The following is an 18,830-nucleotide window of genomic DNA, read 5'->3' on the forward strand; positions in this document are numbered from 1 at the left end:
CCTGCTTCTTCTGGCCGAAAATATTCCCGGGGGTCCGGGGGCAGAGCCCCCGAAGTGCGCCGCCCTCACAGCGGCCAGAACACCAGAATGGCCGGCACCGAGACCGCGATCACCAGCATTTCCAGCGGCAACCCCATCCACCAGTAATCGCCGAAGCGATAGCCCCCGGGGCCGAGGATCAGCGTGTTGTTCTTGTGCCCGATCGGCGTCAGGAACGCCGCCGAGGCCGCCACCGCCACGCACATCAGGAACGGGTCGGGCGAGACCTCGAGCGTTTGCGCCATCTGGATGCCCACCGGCGCGGCGACAATCGCCGTCGCGGTGTTGTTGAGCACATCCGACAGGGTCATCGTCACCACCATCAGCACGGTCAGCACCGCCCAGACCGGCCAGCCCTCGGTCAACCCGACCAGCGCGCCGGCGATCAGCTCGGTCCCGCCCGAGGTCTCGAGCGCCGCGCCGAGCGGGATCATCGAGCCGAGCAGCACCACCACCGGCCATTCGATGTGGTCGTAAAGCTCGGACAGTGGCAGGATCTTGAGCAGCACATAGGCCACCACCACCAGCCCCAGCGCCACCGGCAGATAGACCAGCCCGAAGCTTGCCGCGGCGACGGCAGCGGCAAACAGCCCGATGGCGGCCCAGGTCTTGGTGTTTTCGGTCACCGCCAGGCCGCGGTCGGCCAGCGGCAGCACGCCCAGCCATTCGGCCACCGTATTGGCGCTTTCGCGCGGTGCCAGCAGCAGCAGGATGTCGCCCGGTTCGATCTGCGTCTGGCGCATCTGCTTGGTGATCCGCCGGCCCTTGCGCGAGATGCCCATCAGGATCGTCCGATGCCGCCACGCCAGGCCCACCGCCTGCACCGTTTTGCCGTTGAGCCGGGAGGTGTCGGGCACCACCACCTCGACCAGGCTCAGCCCGTCGCTTTCGGCTTTCAGCAATTCCTCGCGGCGGTCGTCGGAAAAGGCCAGGTCGAGCGTGGTGCGGAACTCGTCCAGCGCTTCCGGCGTGGCCTCCAGCACCAGCGCATCCTCGGCCTCGATCCGGGTGTTGAGCACCGAGCCATAACGCCGGTTGCCATCGCGGATCAGGCCGAGGATGGCAACGTCGGATTTGTCGGCGGTCTCCGACAGGTCGCGCACCCGCTGGCCCACCGCCTTGTTGTCGACGGGGAAGGTGAGCTCGGCGATATAGGGATCGAGCTCGCGCGCCTTGGACAGCGCATCCTCGCGCTGCGGGATGAACCGCCAGCCGATCAGCGCCACGAAGGCCAGGCCGGTTAGCGCCGCCACCGCGCCCACCGGGGCGAAATCGAACATTCGGAACGGCGTGCCGAAGGTCTCGCCCCGGATCGAGGCGATGATGATGTTGGGCGGCGTGCCGATCAGCGTGACCATGCCGCCGAGGATCGTGGCGAAACTGAGCGGCATCAGAGATTTGGCCGGCGATCTTCCGGCCTTGCGCGCGGTCTGGATGTCGACCGGCATCAGGAGCGCCAGCGCCGCGACGTTGTTCATGAAACCCGAAAGCACCGCGCCGACCCCGCCCATGATGGCGATATGGGTGCCCAGACGGCGGCCTGAATCCACCAGGGTGCGGGTGATCAACATCACCGCGCCCGAGCGCACCAGCCCGGCCGAGACCACCAGCACCAGCGCCACGATCAGCGTCGCCGGATGGCCAAATCCCGAGAAGGCGTCCTTGGTCTCGACCACGCCCAGCACCACGCCGAGCAGCAGCGCCGAGAAGGCGACGATGTCATATCTGAATTTGCCCCAGAGCAGGAGGCCGAAAACCGCTCCGAAGAGCGAGAAGAGGATGATCTGATCAACTGTCATGGTTCAGTCCTAACCCTGCGCCGGCCGAGGCAACAGAAGGATATTGCGCGAATCGCCGGATATGTTATTCATGTATGTATAATTCACGCATGAATAAAATTTCCGGACAGGTCGAGCGACCAGGCCTGACCCGATGTGTCCCGGTCCGACCACAGAGGATCTTCTGCCATGACCGAAAGCGACCCGAGCGGGCAAGAGCCGCAGGAGACCGCCCCGGGGCCTGGCACCGTCCGGCTGGAGGATCAGCTCTGCTTTGCGCTTTATGCTGCCACCAATGCGGTGACGCGGGCCTACCGCCCGGATCTGATGGCGCTCGGGCTGACCTATCCACAATATCTGATGATGATGGTGCTCTGGCAGTACGGCCGCGCGACACCCTCCGAGATTGCCCGGCGGCTGGGGCTGGGCCTGAACGCGGTGACGCCGGTCGCCGATCAGCTTGTCGCCTCGGGCTTCGCCAGCCGCAGCCGCAGCACCGAGGATCGCCGCAAGGTGGTGATCGAACTGACGCCCAAGGGCGCGGAGGTGGAACGGCATGCGGCGCGGGTCCAGCAGGGGGTGGTCTGCCGTACCGGCCTGTCGCCCGAACGCTTCGCCGCGCTGCGCGAGGCGCTGCACGCGCTGACCGACGAAATGACCGGATTGCCCGGATCCGATACGCCGCGCAGGGAGGCGCGGCAGCGGAACGACCGGGAATGACCGTCCCGCAAGGGGCATCGAAAGGGAGGACCAGGTTCATGACCGAGAAGATCGAAGACATCGCCGCCGCCGCGCCCTATGATACGGGCGACGACAGTCTCTATTCCCGTCTCGGCGGGTTGTACGGGATATCCGCCGCCGTCGACAATCTGGTGGACCGGCTCTACGTCAACCAGTTCGGCAACGCCAACCCCAAGGTCGCCGAGTTTCACGAACAGCAGGGCCATGCCGGGTTCAAGTTCCTGGTCACCGCCTGGTCGATCCAGGAAACCGGCGGGCCGGCGATCTATCCCGGCCGCGATATGCGCGCGAGCCACGCCCACCTGAATGTCACCGCGCGCGAGTTCGACATGGTGCGCACCGAGATCAAGACCTCGCTGTATCAGCTCAACGTGCCGGAACGCGAGTTCGATGAATTCATGGCGATCATCGACAGCTACGAGGATATGGTGGTCGGCGGATAAGGCACGGGATGTCCCGGCCGACGGCGGCGGCGGGGGGGGGGCGCCGCGCCCCATCTGCCGGCCCGCTACGGCCAGAGGTGACGGCCTTGCAGAGCATTGCCCTGCTGGACTATAGAAGCGCCTGATCCGCAGACATGACATGAGGCAGCCATGGCCGGCCATTCCAAATGGGCAAACATCCAGCACCGCAAGGGGCGCCAGGACGCGGCGCGCTCCAAGCTCTTTTCGAAACTGTCGAAAGAGATCACCGTCGCCGCCAAGATGGGTGACCCCGACCCGGACAAGAACCCGCGCCTGCGGCTGGCGGTCAAGGAGGCCAAGTCGCAATCGGTGCCGAAGGATGTGATCGACCGCGCGATCAAGAAATCGCAGGCCAACGAAGGCGATGACTACGAAGAAATCCGCTACGAGGGCTACGGCCCGGGTGGCGTGGCGGTGATCGTCGAGGCGATGACCGACAACCGCAATCGCACTGCCTCGACCGTGCGCTCGACCTTTACCAAGGCCGGCGGCAACCTGGGCGAGACCGGTTCGGTGGGCTTCATGTTCGAACGCAAGGGCGAAGTGGTCTATCCGGCCGAGGTCGGCGACGCCGATGCGGTGATGATGGCGGCGATCGAAGCCGGCGCCGAGGATGTCGAGAGCTCAGACGACGGCCATGTGATCTATTGTGCCGACACCGATCTCAACGAGGTCTCGACAGTGCTCGAGGCCGAGCTGGGCGAGTCGGAGTCGACCAAGCTGATCTGGAAGCCGACCACCACCACCGAGCTGGACCTCGAAGGCATGCAGAAGCTGATGAAGCTGCTCGACGCGCTGGAAGACGACGATGACGTGCAGCGCGTGACCGCCAATTTCGAAGCCTCCGACGAGGTGATGGAGCAGCTCTGAGAGGGCTTGCGCCCGGGTGTCGGCGGGCCTCTGCCGAAACCCGGCACCATGCCCCCGCCACACCGGCGCAGCGATTGCGCCGCCGCCGCGATGCGATAAGCTCGGCGAAAAAGCGGTGAGGGCAGTTTCATGAGGATGACCAGACGGGGTTTCGGCGCAGGGCTGACGGCGACGCTGCTGGCCGGATGCGGTGGCGGATCGGGGCGTGACGACGGCAGTGGTCGCCCGGCCGGGCTGCCGGAGGATCTGCGCCCCGCGCGCAATGCCGGTTACGATGCCTGGGTCGCGGATTTCCGTGCCCGCGCGGCCGACCGGGGGATTTCCCAGGCCACGCTGAATGCCGCCTTTCGTGGCGCCGGCTATCTGCCCGGTGTCGTCACCCGCGACCGCAACCAGACCGAATTCAAGCGCACGCTCGAGGATTACCTGTCGATCGCGGCCTCTGACGCGCGCATCGCCAAGGGCCGCGCGGCCTATCGCCGGCACGAAGGCGTGCTATCAGCCGTCGAGGCCCGCTATGGCGTCGACCGCTATATCGTCACTGCGATCTGGGGGCTCGAGAGCTTCTACGGCGAGCGGCAGGGCGAGATCCCGGTAATCTCGGCCACGTCGACGCTGGCATATGACGGCCGGCGCGGCGCGTTTTTCGAGGCCCAGCTGCTGGCCGCGCTGCGCATCCTGCAACGGGGCGACATCTCTGCCGCGCGGATGACCGGAAGCTGGGCGGGGGCGATGGGCCATACCCAGTTCATTCCGACCACCTTTCAGGAATATGCCGTCGATTTCACCGGCGACGGACGGCGCGACATCTGGGCCGAAGATCCCTCCGACGCGCTGGCCTCGACCGCCGCCTACCTGTCGCGCCACGGCTGGCAGCGCGGGCTGCGCTGGGGCGCCGAGGCGGGGCCGGGGGCGCCGTCGGGCCGCAGCCTTCAGCCCGAACCGGGCGGGCCGGTGTTTGCCGTGACCGGCAATTTCAACGTCATCAAGCGCTATAACAATTCCGACGCCTATGCGCTGGGGGTCGGTCATCTGGCCGACCGGATCGCCGGCGGCGGGCCGCTGCGGGCGGGCTTTCCGCCCGACCGCTACGGGCTGACCAAGGACGACCGCATCCGCCTGCAACAACGGCTTACCGCCCGCGGCTTCGATACCGGCGGTGCCGACGGCGTGATCGGCGACAAGACCCGCGCCGCGATCGAGGCCTTCCAGCGCCGCCAGGGGCTGGCGGTGACCGGTCTGCCATCGCCGGACCTGCTGCGCCTTTTGTAACCGGTCCCGCGCCAGCGCCGTAGGGCGACGGGCGGGCCGGGCCAGCGGTACATGCAAAAAAACCCTTTGCCATATGGGTTTGTCCTTCTAAGTTGAAGGGGAGATGACGCGGTGTCGGCGGGTGCGTGGCCTTGGCACTTTGTCATCGCACCCACGGCGAGAGGCACCCTCTGTGGCACATCAGAGCGACCCGGGCGGGTTTGACAGCGCCGACCTCCCGCGCGGGATGGCCGACATGGAGCTCATGCGCCGCATCATCGATCAGACGGTCGGTTTTGTCGGCCTGCTCGCGCCCGACGGAACGCTGACCGAAGCCAATGCGCCGGCGCTCGAGGCCGGTGGCGTCAGCCGCGACGAGGTAATCGGCAAGAAATTCTGGGAATGTTACTGGTGGTCGCATGACACCGCCGGCATGGCCCGTCTCGAAGCGGCGGTGCAGCGCGCCGCGCAGGGCGAGGTGGTGCGCTATGACGCCGAGGCGCGGATGGCGGGGGATACCCGCATGTGGATCGCCTTCATGCTCTCACCGCTGCGCGACGCCGCGGGCCGGGTGGTGGCGCTGGTGCCGTCGGGCTTTGACATCACCGAGCGCAAGGCGGCCGAGGACCGGCTGCGCGCCGCGCATGACACCTTTCGCGATCTGGTCGAACGTTCGCCCTTCGGCATCTATACGGTCGATGCCGATTTCCGGCTGCACCAGGTCAGCCAGGGCGCGCAGAAGGTGTTTGAGAATGTCCGGCCGCTGATCGGGCGCGACTTTGCCGAAGTGCTGCGCATCATCTGGCCCGAACCCTTTGCCTCAGAGGCGATCGGCCTGTTTCGCCACACGCTCGAGACCGGCGAACCCTATCATGCCCCCGGCACGGTCGAAACCCGCGCCGACATCCAGGTGCGCGAGGCCTATGACTGGAAGATCGAACGCCTGACCCTGCCGGATGGACGCGACGGGGTGGTCTGTCATTTCTATGATCTCTCGGAACGGCAACGCTTTGAAGAGCAGATCAAATTGCTGATGCGCGAGGTCAATCACCGGGCCAAGAACATGCTCTCGCTGGTGCTCTCGATCGCCCGTCAGACCGCCGCCAGCAGCCCCGAGGATTTTGTCGAACGCTTTACCCAGCGCATCCAGGGGCTGTCGGCGGGGCAGGACGTGCTTGTCCAAAGCGGCTGGCGGCATGTGCCGATCGGCGCGCTGGTGCGCTCGCAGCTCAGCCATTTCCAGGATCTGATCGGTACGCGCATTCATCTGGACGGGCCCGAGATCGAGGTCACCGCCGCCGCCGCGCAAACCTTGGGCCTGGCGCTGCATGAACTGGCGACGAACGCGGCGAAATACGGCGCGCTGTCGGTGCCGGGTGGCGAAGTCCACCTGCGCTGGAAGATCGCGCCGCAGCAGGGCCAGCCGCAGTTCCTTTTGGAGTGGCAGGAAAGCGGCGGGCCTGACGTGACAGAGCCGCAGCGGCGCGGCTTCGGCTCGACCATGACCGGGCATCTGGTGCGCAGCTCGCTCAACGGCGAGGTCGAGACCAGCTATGCCGCCGCGGGGCTGGTCTGGCGGCTGGCTTGCCCGGCGGACGGCGTCATCGAAGACCCGGTGCCGGCGCGCCGGCCGCTGAGCGACGAGACCGGCTATGTGGACACCCGCCCCGACAACACCGTTCTGGTGGTGGACGACGAGCCGCTGATTGCGCTCGATATCGCCGAGGGCCTCGACCGGGCCGGGTACAAGGTACTGGGGCCGGCCAATTCCGTCGCTCAGGCGCGGACCCTGCTGAGCCAGTCGCGCTGCGCGGCGGCGGTGCTTGACGTCAATCTCGGGCAGGAAACCTCGGTGCCGCTGGCCAAGGAGCTGCGCCGGCTCGGCATTCCCTTCATCGCGGTCTCCGGCTACAGCGCGACGCAGCTGCCGGACGAGTTCGAAGGCGTGCCGCTGATCGGCAAGCCGATGAATTTCAACATCTTGTTCGATCAGCTCGGCAAGGTGCTTTCGCCTGGGGCGGAGTGAGCAGCAGGCGGCGTTTGTCCCTCGCATTTTATCTGTTGGGAGATCCTTAACGGTCTGTCGCCATCCTGCGCGGAAACGGAGGCTTGGCGATGCATGGTCTGATCAATCGGGCAATCCAGTGTTTTTACCGCGATACCTATGGCGCCCCGGCCTGGGGCGAGGTGGTGCGCCGGCTCGAGCTGGATTTCACCGAATTCGAGCCGATGCTGCACTATGGCAACGAGCTCACCCAGCGGATGATCGGGGAAACGGCGGCTGCGCTCGGCAAGGACCGCGAAACCGTGCTCGAGGATGTCGGCACCTACCTGATCTCCAACCCCGCGGTCGAGGCGCCCCGGCGCCTGTTGCGCTTTGGCGGCGAGACGTTTCTCGATTTCCTGCATTCGCTCGACGATCTGCCCGATCGCGCCCGCCTCGCGGTCGAGGATCTGGTGCTGCCCGCGCTCGAGCTGCGCGATTACGGCGGCAATCAGTTCAGCCTGTTCTGCACCGGCGATTTTGCCGGCATCGGTCATGTGGCGGTGGGGGTCCTGCGCGCCATGGCCGACGATTACGGCGCGCTGGTCTTTCTCGAACACAAGGGCGTGTCGCATGGGGCCGAGGTGATCGAAATCACCCTGATCGAAGCCGCCTTTGCCGAGGGTCGCGCCTTCGAGCTTGGCCTGGCCCGGGCCGGGGGCGCGTGATGGACGATCTGGCTCATTTGCTCGATGTCCTGTGCCCGATGCATCTGGTGCTCGACCGCACCGGCCATATTGCCCATGTCGGCCCGACGCTTGCCAAGCTGCGGCCGGCCGAGGTTCTGGCCGGCCAGCGCTTTCTCGAGGTGTTCGAGATGCGGCGCCCGCGCTCGGTGCGCGACGCCGGCGATCTGCGCCACCACGCCGGGGCGCGGCTGCACATGCGGTTTCGCAGCGGGGCGCCGATCGGGCTCAAGGGCGTTCTGATGCCGGCGCCGGGCAAATCCGGCGGTCTGGTGGTCAACCTCTCCTTCGGGATTTCGGTGGTCGAGGCGGTGCGGGAATTTTCCCTCACCGGCGGCGACTTTGCCGCCACCGACCTGACCATCGAGATGCTCTATCTGGTCGAGGCCAAATCCGCCGCGATGGAGGCGTCGCGCAAGCTCAACCAGAAGCTCGAGGGCGCCAAGATCGCCGCCGAGGAACAGGCCTTTACCGATACGCTCACCGGCCTGAAGAACCGCCGCGCCATGGATCACGTGCTGGCGCGCCTGGTGGCCGGGCCGGGGCGTTTTGCGCTGATGCACCTCGATCTCGATTATTTCAAGGCGGTCAATGACAGCATGGGCCATGCGGCGGGCGACCATGTCTTGCAGGAGGTGGCCAAGATCCTCGTCGAGGAGACCCGCCGCGAGGATACGGTGGCGCGGGTCGGCGGTGACGAGTTCATGCTGCTCTTTGTCGGCAAGATGAACCGAAGGCGGCTGACCGACATCTCCGAGCGGTTGATCGCGCGGCTGGAACGGCCGATCGCCTTTGGCGCGGAGGTCTGCCGGATATCGGGCAGCATCGGCATCACCATGAGCGAGGATTACGAGGCGCTCGACATGGCCCAGCTGCAAGAGGATGCCGACATCGCGCTTTATGCCTCCAAGAACCGGGGCCGGGCCTGTCATACCTTTTATGATCCGGCGCTGCGCACGGGGGCCTTTGCCATCTCGCCCGAGGCACCGGGCAGCAATGTGACGCTCGGCTGACCGGATGGCTTGTTGCCCGGCCACGGCGCGCGCTAGGCTGATGTGACGGAGACGCAGGCCGGGGGGCGGAGATGACACAGAAGTTGCGCGACAACGAGGTGGCGGTTGCGACGGATGCGCCGCGCGATGCGGCGCTGCATTTCATCGGCCGGATCCGCACGCCGTTCACCCGCCGCGACCTCTGCCCGCGGCAGGGGCGGCTCGACGGCCCGGACTGCCGGCTGGTGCTCGACGCGCCCTGGGCCGCCGGTCTGGCCGGGCTCGAGCGCTACGAATTTGCCGATGTGCTCTACTGGCTGCACGAGAGCCGCCGCGACCTGGTGCTGCAAAGCCCGCGCTCGGATGGCGCGGTGCGCGGTGTCTTTTCGCTGCGCTCGCCGGTACGGCCCAATCCGATCGGCCTGTCCAAGGTGGCGGTTCTGCGGATCGAGGGGCCAGAGGTCATCGTGCGCGGTCTCGACTGTCTCGACGGCACGCCGCTGATCGATCTCAAGCCCGACCGCTGTGCCTATACCATCGCCGCGCCCGACAAGCCGGCCGACCGCAGGCCCTGAGCAGGGGAGCGGGGCTTGCGTCCGCCCGAGACACCTGACAAAAAAGCTCGGATGCCGACCGACAGCACCCTGAGCCCGCCCCGCCGCCGCCGTCATGCGGAACCGCTGCGCCTTTTGCGCGCGGCGGCCTATGCGGTGGCCGGGCTCTGCCTCATGCCGATCCTCGCGGTGACGCTGGCCGGGGTCACCGGCGGGGTCGAAACGCTGACCCACCTGGCGCAGACCGTGCTGCCGCGTTACGCCGGCAACACCCTGGTGCTTGTCGCCTGCGTGGCGCTGGGCACGCTCAGCATCGGCACCGGCGCGGCCTGTTTCGTCACCATGACCGAATTTCGCGGCCGCCGGCTGTTCGAGATCCTGCTGGTGGTGCCGCTGGCCTTTCCGGCCTATGTGCTGGCCTATGCCTATACCCATCTGCTCGACCATCCCGGCATCGTGCAGAGCACCCTGCGCGAGGTCATGGGCTGGGGGCCGCGCGATTATTGGTTCCCCGAGATTCGCAGTCTCGGCGGGGCCGCGGCCATGCTGGTTCTGGTGCTCTATCCTTATGTCTACCTGCTGGCGCGCGCCGCCTTTCTGGGCCAGAGCGCGAGCACTTTTCACGCCGCCCGCGCGCTGGGCAACACGCCGCTTCAGGCCTTTCTCAAGGTGACCCTGCCGATGGCGCGCCCGGCGATTGCGGCCGGCGTGTTGCTGGCGACGATGGAGACCATCGCCGATTTCGGCACGGTGTCCTATTTCGGCGTCCCGACCTTTGCCACCGGCATCTACACCAGCTGGTTTTCCATGGCCGACCGTGCCGCGGCGGCGCAGCTGTCGCTCGGGCTGCTGGCCTTTGCGCTGACCCTGGCGGTGCTCGAGCGCCGGTCGCGCGGCGAGGCCAAGTATCATACCGGCCAGCGGGTCGAGCGGCTGACCCGGCTGCGGCTGCATGGCAGCTCCGAATTCGCGGCCTGGGCGCTGTGCGCGGTGCCGGTGCTGTTCGGGGCGGTGATCCCGATCGTCGCGCTGGTGATCATGGGGCAGGGCTCGGGGCAGGATCTTATGAGCCGGCGCTATCTGGGGTTCATCCAGAACTCGCTGGTGCTCGCCGGCACGGCGGCGCTCTGCACTCTGGCCGCGGCGGTGGTTCTGGGCTTTTTTCACCGCGCCGCACGCCGCCCGGGCGCGCGCTGGGCGATCTATGCCGGGCGGCTGGGCTATGCGGTGCCGGGCGGGGTGATCGCCGTCGGGCTGATGGTGCCTTTCGCCGCCTTCGACAACGCGCTGGACGCGGTGATGCGCGATTGGTTCGGGGTCTCGACCGGGCTGCTGTTCACCGGGTCGATCTGGGTCCTGGTCTTTGCCTATATGATCCGGTTTATGGCCGCCGCCATCGGCGCCTATGAGGGCGGGCAGAGCGCGATCAACCCCAATCTCGACGCCGCCAGCCGGGTGCTCGGCCAGTCGAGCTACGGCACCCTTCGGCGCATCCATCTGCCGATCCTGACGCCGTCCCTGCTGACCGCGCTGCTGATCGTCTTTGTCGACGTGATGAAGGAATTGCCGGCGACGCTGATCCTGCGGCCGTTCAATTATGACACGCTGGCGGTGCAGGCGCATCGGCTGGCGGCCGATGAACGGCTCGAAGGAGCGGCGGTGCCCAGCCTGGTGATTGTGGCGGTGGGCGTGCTGCCGGTTATCCTGCTCTGCCGCCGGGTGGGCCGGGAATAGCGGCGCAGACTGGCGCGGGAGCCTGCCGCCGCGCATTGCTTGGCTCCGCAGGTCGGCGAGGCACGGCGCTTGATCCGCTGGACAGAGAAAAGCCCCGCCTGCGGAACAGGCGGGGCCCTGGCCTTCAATCTGGCGCGGAGATTACTCCCAGCCGACCTGGTTGAAGATTTTCTGTGCGGTCGGGATGTTGCCGGCCACGGCGCTAAGATCGACGCTGTCGGGCTTGAAAAAGCCGAGCTCGGCCACCGAGGGGCTGATCGCCACACCGGGCACAGCCGGGTATTCATCGTTGCCGGCCGAGAAATACTGCTGCGCCTGATCCGAGGTCAGATATTCGAGGAACTTGATCGCGTTCTCGCGGTTCGGGGCGTTCACCGCCACGCCGCCGCCCGAGAGGTTCATATGCGCGCCGTTGCCGTTCTGATCGGGAAAGACCCAGCCGATGCTGTCCAGGCTGTCGCTCAGACCGCTGACATCGGTGCGGATGGCGCGGGCAAAGTAATAGGTGTTCGACACGGCGATATCGCATTCACCCGAGACGATGCCGCGCAGCTGGTCGGTGTCGCCGCCCTGCGGATCGCGGGCAAAGTTTTCCTTGACCGCCTGGGCCCAGTCGCGCGCGGCCTCTTCGCCCTCATGCTCGACGATGGCGGCCAGCAGGGTCTGCATGTAGGCGTTGGTCGAAGAGCGGATGCAGACCAGGCCTTCATACTCCGGCTTGGCCAGATCGGCATAAGTCGCGGGCGGGTTTTCCACATCGTTCTTGTCGTAGAAGATGATGCGCGAACGCTGCGAGAAGCCGAACCACTGGTTGTCGTCATCCTGGAGATAGGCCGGCACCCGCGCCTCGAGCAACTCGCTGTCGATCGCTTGCAGCACGCCAGCTTCCTTGGCGCGGGTCAGCCGCGAGGTGTCGACGGTGAGCAGCACGTCGGCCGGCGAGTTGGCGCCTTCGGATTCCATCCGCGCGATCAGTTCGTCGGCATTGCCTTCGATGCGGTTGATGGTGATGCCGGTCTGCGCTTCGAAATCGGAATAGAGCCGCTCGTCGGTGTCGTAGTGACGCGAGGAATAGAGGTTGACCTCACCCTCTGCCAGCGCCGCACCGGCGCTCAGGGACAGGGCAAGGATCGAGGTGACAGCGGTGTGCCGCATGTGTATCTCCATGGGTTGATATCTTACTAAATCTCTCGGTAATTGATCCGCAGGCGCGCTGCAATCCAATTCCGACAAAATAGATCGGAATATTTGCCGCGGGCGCTGCGCTGGACTTTCCGGTCCGGCCGCGCCAGAGAACGCAGCGAACAGGAACGGAGCGGACATGCAGGCGGCAGTCGCGGGATTTGCACTCGGGTTTTCCCTCATTCTGGCGATCGGGGCGCAGAACGCCTTTGTGCTGCGGCAAGGGCTCAAGGGGCTGCATGTTCTGCCGGTGGTGCTGACCTGCGCGCTGAGCGATGCATTGCTGATCGCCGCCGGCGTGGCGGGGTTTGGCGCTCTGGCCGAGGCGGTGCCGCTGTTCGAGACGGTGATGCGCCTGGGCGGGGCGGCCTTTCTGATCTGGTACGGGCTGCGCAATTTCCGCGCCGCGGCCGCGGGCGGCGCGGCGCTGGCTGACACCGGCGAAAGCACCCAGAGCCTGCGGGCGGCGGTGCTGACCTGCCTGGCGCTGACCTGGCTCAACCCGCATGTCTACCTCGACACCGTGGTGCTTCTGGGCTCGATCTCGGCGCAATATGACGAAAGACTGGCCTTCGCGCTGGGGGCGATGAGTGCCTCGTTTGCCTTTTTCTTCTCGCTGGGTTTCGGCGCCCGGCTGCTTCGGCCGCTCTTTACCTCGGCCCGGGCCTGGCAGATCCTCGACGTGGTGGTCGGGCTGACTATGTGGGCGATCGCGGCAAAACTCATTCTGGGATAACGCTGCGGGCCTTGCACATCCCGCCCGGGCGGGTCTTGATGCGCGCATGACAAAACCCCAGCCTTCCCCTGTGCGTGGCGTGTTCTGGATGCTGGTCACGGGGCTGTGCTTCGTGGCGGTGACGGCGCTCGTCAAATACCTCGACAATGCGGTGCCTTCGGCGCAGGCGGCGTTTCTGCGGTATGTGCTGGGGCTGGTCTTCCTGTTGCCGGCGGCCAGGACGCTGCTTGCCACACGGATGAGCCCGCGTCAGTGGCGGCTCTTTGGCCTGCGCGGCGCGGTGCACACCCTCGGGGTGATCCTGTGGTTCTTTGCCATGACGCGTATTCCCATCGCCGAGGTAACGGCGATGAACTATCTTTCGCCGGTCTATGTCACCATCGGGGCGGCGCTGTTTCTGGGTGAAAAGCTGGCTTTTCGGCGGATCCTGGCGGTCTGTATCGCGCTGCTGGGGGCGGTGATCATCCTGCGGCCGGGCTTTCGCGAAGTGAACCCCGGCCATCTGGCGATGCTGGGCACCGCGGTGCTGTTTGCCTGTTCCTACCTGGTGGCCAAGATCGTGGCCGACGAGGTGTCGCCGACGCTGGTTGTTGCCATGCTCTCGGTCACCGTGACCATCGGGCTGGCGCCTTTTGCCTTGGTCGTCTGGGTCGCGCCCGACCTGTGGACGCTGGCGGTCCTGTTTGCCGTCGCCTGTTTCGCCACGGGGGGGCATTTTGCCATGACCCTGGCGTTTCGCGCCGCGCCCCTGACGGTGACCCAGCCGATCACCTTTCTGCAACTGGTCTGGGCGGTCAGCCTCGGAGCACTGGTCTTTGGCGAACCGGTCGATCCGGCGGTGGTGCTGGGCGGCGGGCTGATCCTGGGCTCGGTCATCTTCATCACCCTGCGCGAGGCGCAGCTCAAGCGCCGCGAAGTGACGCCCGGGGTCAACGCGCCCAAGGTCTGAGCCCTCACATCTCCTGCAACAGCGTTTCGATGTGATCGCCCAGAGCGCGGGCCGGGACCGCGGCCTCGCGCACCAGGTGATCGAAATGCCGGGTGATGGCGCGCACCCGCTCGGTGTCGCGGAAGGCCAGGTAATTGCTGCCGAGATAGATCACCGCCTGCAAGGGGCCAAAGATCGTCAGCGGCGCGGAATAGAGCCGGCGGGCGTCGAACAGGCAGATTCGCATCCGCGGATAGAGCTGCGCGGCCAGCCGCTGCAACCGCGCGAGCTGGGCCTGCCGCAGATCGCGGGGCAGCCCGGCGTAATATCCTGTGCCGCCGGCAAAGCTGGCGAGTTCGAACATCGGCAGGGAGATCTCGTAATCCGAGGCGGAATCGCGCATCCATTCCAGCCGCTCTTCCGAGGCGTTGATCGCCTGTTCGGCGGTGCGGCCCAGATGCGGCGTATATTCCCAATCCAGCACCTCGCGGGTCTTCAGCATGTCGGGCAGGGCAGGGGGAACATAGCGGATCTTGTAGCCGTCGGCCTCGAGATGCCAGTCGAAGATCTGCTGATCGACCAGCGCGCGCGGTGCCTCGGTGATGCGAAAGGCATTGGCGACAATGCGCGCGGCGCTCTCGGGTCGGTCCGACAGGCCCAGCAGCCAATCGGCCGAGACGCCCAGCGCCCGGGCACATTCCGCCACCACCTGGCCGTTGGGCAGGCGTGCGCCGCTGCCGGAGACAAGCTGTGACACGGTCGATCGATCAACGCCGATGTCGCGCGCCAGGGCGCTCTGGTTGGTGCCGGCCTGGGCCATCGCTTCGCTGACCCTGCTTCGGAAGGTTTCAGCTCTGACGCGCTTGTCGGTTTTTGCCATCATGTGGTGAATAATATCACAGATGCGGAATTTTGCTAACTATATTCCGAATGTCCCCACAGGCCTGACAGGCGTATGCCGAAGCCATATCAACAAATGGAGGCAGACTTGGAAACGCGCGAACGCACGATCGTCAAAGGTGTGGTGTGGATTTTCATGGGGCTGGTGGTGATGAGCCTCGTGGGGCTGCTTTTCACCGGCTCCGTGGCCGTGGGCGGCACCATGGCGCTGGTGAATTCTGCAATCGGCTTCGTCAACTACGTGCTCTATGAACGCTTCTGGGCCGGGGTGCGCTGGGGTCGGCAGGCCTGAGGTCAGTCCGGCAGGGCGCGGCCGTGCAGGCGCAGAAACAGGCTTTCCTCGTCGTCATTGCGAAAGAATGGCACCGAGGCGGGCGGCGCGGGGTCATCGACCCGCGCGGCCACCTCGGCCAGCACCACTTCGGTGATGAACGGCAGGTCGAGCGCCCGCACCTCGTCGAGCGCGACCCAGTGCAGATGGCTCAACTCGTCGCAGGCGGCCGAGAAATCATCCGGGTCCGAGGCCAGGTCGGCGGCATCGATCAGGAAAAACCGCGCATCGAAGCGCCGGGGCCGGCCCGGCGGGGTGACGGCGCGAAAAACGAATTGCAGCGGCGCGGCATCGGGCAGAAGGCCCATGTCGGCAAAGCCCTGCCAATCGGCCGGAACCGCGCCGGGCCAGCGGCCTTTCTGGCCAAGCAACAGGCCGGTTTCTTCCCAGAGTTCGCGAATCGCGGCGGCGGCAACCGCGTGGCTGTTGTCGTCGACGCAATCCTCGCGCAGGCGATGGGCGCAGGGCAGGGCAATCGGACGGGCGAGCGGCACATCGGCATCCGCCGCATCCACCGCGCCGCCGGGAAAGACGAACTTGTTGGGCATGAAGGCCGCGGCAGCGCCGCGCTGACCCATCAGGATACGCGGCCGTGTCGCCCGGTCGCGCAGCACGATCACCGTCGCCGCGTCGCGTATCCCGGTCTTGTCGATGCTGCTCATCCTACCCCCTGTCAGGGGCGCGGCGCCTCTGGTTCGGCCGGTTTGCCAAATCCGTGCATCCTGCGCGCCCATTGAAATGCCACGATCATGCCCTTGAGCCTCGGCAGAAGATATAGCGAGAGCGCAATCGTGCCAACGCCAAATATGGTGAAGAGCACCAGCGGCTCGGGCCGCCAGGTGGTAAAGACAACCAACAGCAACGGCGCCAGAAGATGGCCCACGATCAGGATGGTGAGATAGGCCGGGCCGTCGTCGGCGCGGTGGTGATGCAGCTCCTGCCGGCAGACCGGGCAGGCATCCCGCACCTTGAGATAGCCGGAGAGCATCGGACCGTTGCCGCAGTTCGGGCACTTGCGCCGCCAGCCCTTCCAGAGCGTCGGCCAGAGCTCGCGTTCTGCCGTGTCGGGCCTGCTGCCGGGCCGCAGATCGACCGTCTCGACCGCATCGCGATCGGACAATTGATAATTCTTCATGGTCACCACCTCGCTAACCAAACCGAGACTATGAGCCTTCCAATGAAAAAAACATCGGACAATCCGTCCTTGCGGCGGGATGTCGCGTGAGCGCTCACGGCGACGTGATCAAAAAACCTGCGCAGGGCCGACGGAAGCGCCGGGCCGGCCCGTTTGAGGCTCAGATCGCGACGGAAAAGACCGCCGCATCGCAAGCAGGAAACCGAAAGGACGACTACAATGAGCAAGACACGCACTCCGCTGATCGGCGCGGCCCTCATCGCGGCCATCGCCCTGAGCGTTCCGGCAGGCAGCGCGCTGGCCAAGGGCGGCGCCGGCTTTGGCGGCATGGGGGGCGCAGCCGCTCTCGAGTTCGAGCATTTCGATCAGAATGGCAACGGCAGCCTGACCCCCGAGGAAATGCGCGACATCGGCAAGGCCCGCTTTGCCCGGATGGACGCCAACGGCGACGGCGAGTTGAGCGCCGAAGAGCTCGAGGCCGCGGACGACGCGCGCCGCGACGCCCGCTTTGCGCGAATGATCGACCGTCTCGACACCGATGGCAACGGCACCGTCAGCGCCGCCGAAATGGAGGCCGGCCACGACAAGATGCGCAAGGGCGGTAAGATGGGCAAAGCGCATGCCCGCGGCGACAAGGCGCGCGGTGGCAAGGACGGTGGCGAACATCGCCGGGCCGACCGTGACGGCGCCCGCGGCGGCGCAGGTTTTGACCGGCTGTTCGCGCTGATCGACACCGATGGCAACGGCAGCGTCTCGGAGGCCGAATTCGACAGCGCCAAGGAACGTCTTGCGGCCCGCCGCCCCGGCAATGCTCCGGCCCCGACCGAGAACTGAGCCCGGCTTCGGGCGCGAGCTTTCATCCCTTTGCTCCCGTCCGGTCCGCGTCTCCCCCTGCCATGGCGGGGGGAGGCGTCGAACAGACAAGGGATGACCGCAAGGGGGCTGGCGGGATTGCCCGGTTCCCAAGCGCGACAAAAGGATTTAGGCCGCGGTATATGGACATGGCGCTCGACGCAACGGACGGGATCAGTGACGAGGCATTGCTGGTGCTCTACGCCAATGGCGACGGGCCGGCGGCGCGCGCCCTGACGCTGCGCCTGACGCCCCGGGCCTATGCCCAGGCCTTTCGCATGCTGGGCGACCGCGCCGAGGCCGAGGACGTGACACAGGATGCGCTGATGCGCCTGTGGAAGATCGCGCCCAACTGGCGGCAGGGCGAGGCGCAGGTCAGCACCTGGCTTTGGCGGGTGGTGGCCAACCTGGCCACCGACCGGCTGCGCAAACGCCGCCGGGTTGCGCCGCTCGAGGACGCCGGCGAACCGGTGGACGACACCGGCGACGCCCCGGCACAGATGCAGACCGAGGCGCGCCGCGCCGCCCTGGCCGGGGCGCTGGCCAAACTGCCGGAACGGCAGCGCCGGGCGGTTGAACTGAGGCATTTCGAGGGGTTGGGCAACCCCGAGATCGCCGCCATACTTGGGATCAGCGTTGAGGCTGTCGAAAGCCTTACCGCACGTGGCAAGCGGGCCCTGGCCCGCGCGCTTGAGGGCCGCAAGGCAGAACTGGGGTACACCGATGACGAGGTCTGACAAACTGGGCGAGGAGGCTTTCCTCGAGGCGCTGTTCGAGGAAGAACGGCAGGCGCGCCGTCCTTCTGGCCCGGAGGTCTCGCCGGAGCTGCTGGCGCGGGTGATGACCGATGCCGAAACGGTGCAGGCCGGTTTCGACACAGCTAAATTGCCGGAACGCAAAGCGCCGCCGCGCCCGGGTCTTTTCGCGCAGCTTGGCGCGGCGCTGGGCGGCTGGCCGGCCTTTGCCGGGCTGGCGGCGGCGTCGGTCAGCGGGCTGTTGATCGGCATCAGCCCGCCTGAGAGCCTCAGCGAGACGGCGGCCTATTACACCACCGAGGAGGCGGCGCTTTATGATCCGGTCTCCGGCTTCGACTTCGACCTTGGGGAAGGCTGACCATGGCGGACAATACCAAACCACGCCGCATTTTGCCGGGCCTGCGGGTCGTGCTGTTTCTGTCCCTGGCGATGAACCTGGCGATTGTCGGGCTGGTGGCGGGCTTTCTGCTCACCGGCGGGCCGGGCAAGGCGCCGCCGCGCAACCCGCGTGACGCCGTGGCGCCTTACACCCAGGCCCTGACCCGCGACGACCGCAAGGCGATCGGCCGCGAATGGTTTCGCGAGATGCGCAAGGAAGGCCCGCGCGAGGCGGTGCGAGAGCGGGCCCGGGCCGAATACCGCGAAGCGCTGGCCGTGCTGCGCGCCGAGCCGTTCGATGCGGGCGCCTTCGCCGAGGTGCTCGATCGCCAGAACGCCCGTGCCGCCGCGCGTCAGCAGCGCGGCCAGGAGATCCTGGTGTCCTATGTGGCCGCGATGAGCCCCGAGGGCCGCGCCGCCTTTGCCGACCGTGTGGCCGAGGCGCTGGAGCGCGGCGACCGGCGCCACAAGTAACCCCGC

21 protein-coding genes are annotated in these 18,830 nt (G+C 66.7%); 16 read left to right on the forward strand and 5 right to left on the reverse strand.

Annotated elements, in window-relative coordinates; translation table 11 throughout:
• Positions 1 to 65 precede the first annotated feature (65 nt).
• Positions 66 to 1,838, reverse strand: a complete 1,773-nt coding sequence (locus tag PVW49_RS02560; RefSeq protein WP_274589819.1) for an SLC13 family permease — start codon at positions 1,836 to 1,838, stop codon at positions 66 to 68.
• Positions 1,839 to 2,006: 168 nt separating this feature from the next.
• Here PVW49_RS02560 and PVW49_RS02565 point away from each other — a divergent pair, with 168 nt between their 5' ends.
• From PVW49_RS02565 to PVW49_RS02605, 9 genes are all read left to right on the forward strand, one after another.
• A complete protein-coding gene (locus PVW49_RS02565; protein ID WP_074834601.1) occupies positions 2,007 to 2,537 on the forward strand; it encodes a MarR family winged helix-turn-helix transcriptional regulator in 531 nt (176 codons plus the stop codon).
• 38 nt (positions 2,538 to 2,575) lie between these two features.
• Positions 2,576 to 3,001 carry a group I truncated hemoglobin gene (locus PVW49_RS02570; protein WP_048530277.1) on the forward strand — a complete coding sequence of 142 codons (426 nt, stop codon included), beginning with the start codon at positions 2,576 to 2,578 and terminating at the stop codon, positions 2,999 to 3,001.
• Between the two features lie 150 nt (positions 3,002 to 3,151).
• A complete protein-coding gene (locus tag PVW49_RS02575) occupies positions 3,152 to 3,892 on the forward strand; it encodes a YebC/PmpR family DNA-binding transcriptional regulator (protein WP_048530278.1) in 741 nt (246 codons plus the stop codon).
• Between the two features lie 129 nt (positions 3,893 to 4,021).
• A complete protein-coding gene (locus PVW49_RS02580; RefSeq protein ID WP_274589820.1) occupies positions 4,022 to 5,164 on the forward strand; it encodes a lytic murein transglycosylase in 1,143 nt (380 codons plus the stop codon).
• 172 nt (positions 5,165 to 5,336) lie between these two features.
• Positions 5,337 to 7,169: a PAS domain-containing protein gene (locus tag PVW49_RS02585; protein ID WP_274589821.1), complete on the forward strand. Its 1,833-nt coding sequence runs from the start codon at positions 5,337 to 5,339 to the stop codon at positions 7,167 to 7,169.
• An 89-nt stretch (positions 7,170 to 7,258) separates the two neighbouring features.
• Complete coding sequence (locus tag PVW49_RS02590; protein WP_274589822.1) at positions 7,259 to 7,855, forward strand: heme NO-binding domain-containing protein; 597 nt, start codon at positions 7,259 to 7,261, stop codon at positions 7,853 to 7,855.
• Positions 7,855 to 8,886: a diguanylate cyclase domain-containing protein gene (locus PVW49_RS02595; protein WP_274589823.1), complete on the forward strand. Its 1,032-nt coding sequence runs from the start codon at positions 7,855 to 7,857 to the stop codon at positions 8,884 to 8,886. The genes PVW49_RS02590 and PVW49_RS02595 overlap by 1 nt, the downstream gene beginning before the upstream one ends.
• A 71-nt stretch (positions 8,887 to 8,957) precedes the next feature.
• On the forward strand, positions 8,958 to 9,440 hold the full coding sequence (gene tsaA, locus PVW49_RS02600; RefSeq protein WP_274589824.1) for a tRNA (N6-threonylcarbamoyladenosine(37)-N6)-methyltransferase TrmO: 483 nt from the start codon (positions 8,958 to 8,960) through the stop codon (positions 9,438 to 9,440).
• Positions 9,441 to 9,491: 51 nt separating this feature from the next.
• The gene (locus PVW49_RS02605) at positions 9,492 to 11,153 is read left to right on the forward strand and encodes an ABC transporter permease (protein ID WP_274589825.1); all 1,662 of its coding nucleotides are present in this window, start codon (positions 9,492 to 9,494) and stop codon (positions 11,151 to 11,153) included.
• Positions 11,154 to 11,294: 141 nt separating this feature from the next.
• On the opposite strand, the gene PVW49_RS02610 is transcribed toward PVW49_RS02605, so the two are convergent.
• Complete coding sequence (locus tag PVW49_RS02610; protein ID WP_274589826.1) at positions 11,295 to 12,308, reverse strand: Fe(3+) ABC transporter substrate-binding protein; 1,014 nt, start codon at positions 12,306 to 12,308, stop codon at positions 11,295 to 11,297.
• A 166-nt stretch (positions 12,309 to 12,474) separates the two neighbouring features.
• Here PVW49_RS02610 and PVW49_RS02615 point away from each other — a divergent pair, with 166 nt between their 5' ends.
• Both PVW49_RS02615 and PVW49_RS02620 read left to right on the forward strand, forming a co-directional pair.
• Complete coding sequence (locus PVW49_RS02615; RefSeq protein ID WP_074834613.1) at positions 12,475 to 13,071, forward strand: LysE/ArgO family amino acid transporter; 597 nt, start codon at positions 12,475 to 12,477, stop codon at positions 13,069 to 13,071.
• A 46-nt stretch (positions 13,072 to 13,117) separates the two neighbouring features.
• Complete coding sequence (locus PVW49_RS02620; RefSeq protein WP_048530293.1) at positions 13,118 to 14,020, forward strand: DMT family transporter; 903 nt, start codon at positions 13,118 to 13,120, stop codon at positions 14,018 to 14,020.
• 4 nt (positions 14,021 to 14,024) lie between these two features.
• Here PVW49_RS02620 and PVW49_RS02625 read toward each other — a convergent pair whose 3' ends face one another.
• Positions 14,025 to 14,882: a helix-turn-helix domain-containing protein gene (locus PVW49_RS02625; protein ID WP_074834616.1), complete on the reverse strand. Its 858-nt coding sequence runs from the start codon at positions 14,880 to 14,882 to the stop codon at positions 14,025 to 14,027.
• Between the two features lie 105 nt (positions 14,883 to 14,987).
• Here PVW49_RS02625 and PVW49_RS02630 point away from each other — a divergent pair, with 105 nt between their 5' ends.
• On the forward strand, positions 14,988 to 15,191 hold the full coding sequence (locus PVW49_RS02630) for a DUF2061 domain-containing protein (protein WP_048530296.1): 204 nt from the start codon (positions 14,988 to 14,990) through the stop codon (positions 15,189 to 15,191).
• A 2-nt stretch (positions 15,192 to 15,193) separates the two neighbouring features.
• Here PVW49_RS02630 and PVW49_RS02635 read toward each other — a convergent pair whose 3' ends face one another.
• Positions 15,194 to 15,892: an NUDIX hydrolase gene (locus PVW49_RS02635; RefSeq protein ID WP_048530298.1), complete on the reverse strand. Its 699-nt coding sequence runs from the start codon at positions 15,890 to 15,892 to the stop codon at positions 15,194 to 15,196.
• A gap of 11 nt (positions 15,893 to 15,903) precedes the next feature.
• Positions 15,904 to 16,365: a DUF983 domain-containing protein gene (locus PVW49_RS02640; protein ID WP_082154571.1), complete on the reverse strand. Its 462-nt coding sequence runs from the start codon at positions 16,363 to 16,365 to the stop codon at positions 15,904 to 15,906.
• 219 nt (positions 16,366 to 16,584) lie between these two features.
• Between PVW49_RS02640 and PVW49_RS02645 the strand changes: the two genes are divergently transcribed.
• The 4 genes from PVW49_RS02645 to PVW49_RS02660 all read left to right on the forward strand — a co-directional run bounded on the left by PVW49_RS02645 (position 16,585) and on the right by PVW49_RS02660 (position 18,824).
• A complete protein-coding gene (locus tag PVW49_RS02645) occupies positions 16,585 to 17,199 on the forward strand; it encodes an EF-hand domain-containing protein (RefSeq protein ID WP_274589827.1) in 615 nt (204 codons plus the stop codon).
• A 161-nt stretch (positions 17,200 to 17,360) separates the two neighbouring features.
• Positions 17,361 to 17,954 (forward strand): RNA polymerase sigma factor, encoded by a 594-nt coding sequence (locus PVW49_RS02650; protein WP_274589828.1) that lies wholly within the window; start codon positions 17,361 to 17,363, stop codon positions 17,952 to 17,954.
• Positions 17,941 to 18,330, forward strand: coding sequence for a hypothetical protein (locus tag PVW49_RS02655; protein WP_074834621.1), 390 nt, complete (start codon positions 17,941 to 17,943; stop codon positions 18,328 to 18,330). Before PVW49_RS02650 ends, PVW49_RS02655 begins: the two co-directional genes overlap by 14 nt.
• Before the next feature lie 2 nt (positions 18,331 to 18,332).
• Positions 18,333 to 18,824 carry a periplasmic heavy metal sensor gene (locus PVW49_RS02660; RefSeq protein WP_074834622.1) on the forward strand — a complete coding sequence of 164 codons (492 nt, stop codon included), beginning with the start codon at positions 18,333 to 18,335 and terminating at the stop codon, positions 18,822 to 18,824.
• Positions 18,825 to 18,830: the final 6 nt, after the last annotated feature.

This window comes from Marinovum sp. PR37, from assembly GCF_028807375.1.
Taxonomy (GTDB): Bacteria; Pseudomonadota; Alphaproteobacteria; order Rhodobacterales; family Rhodobacteraceae; genus Marinovum; species Marinovum algicola.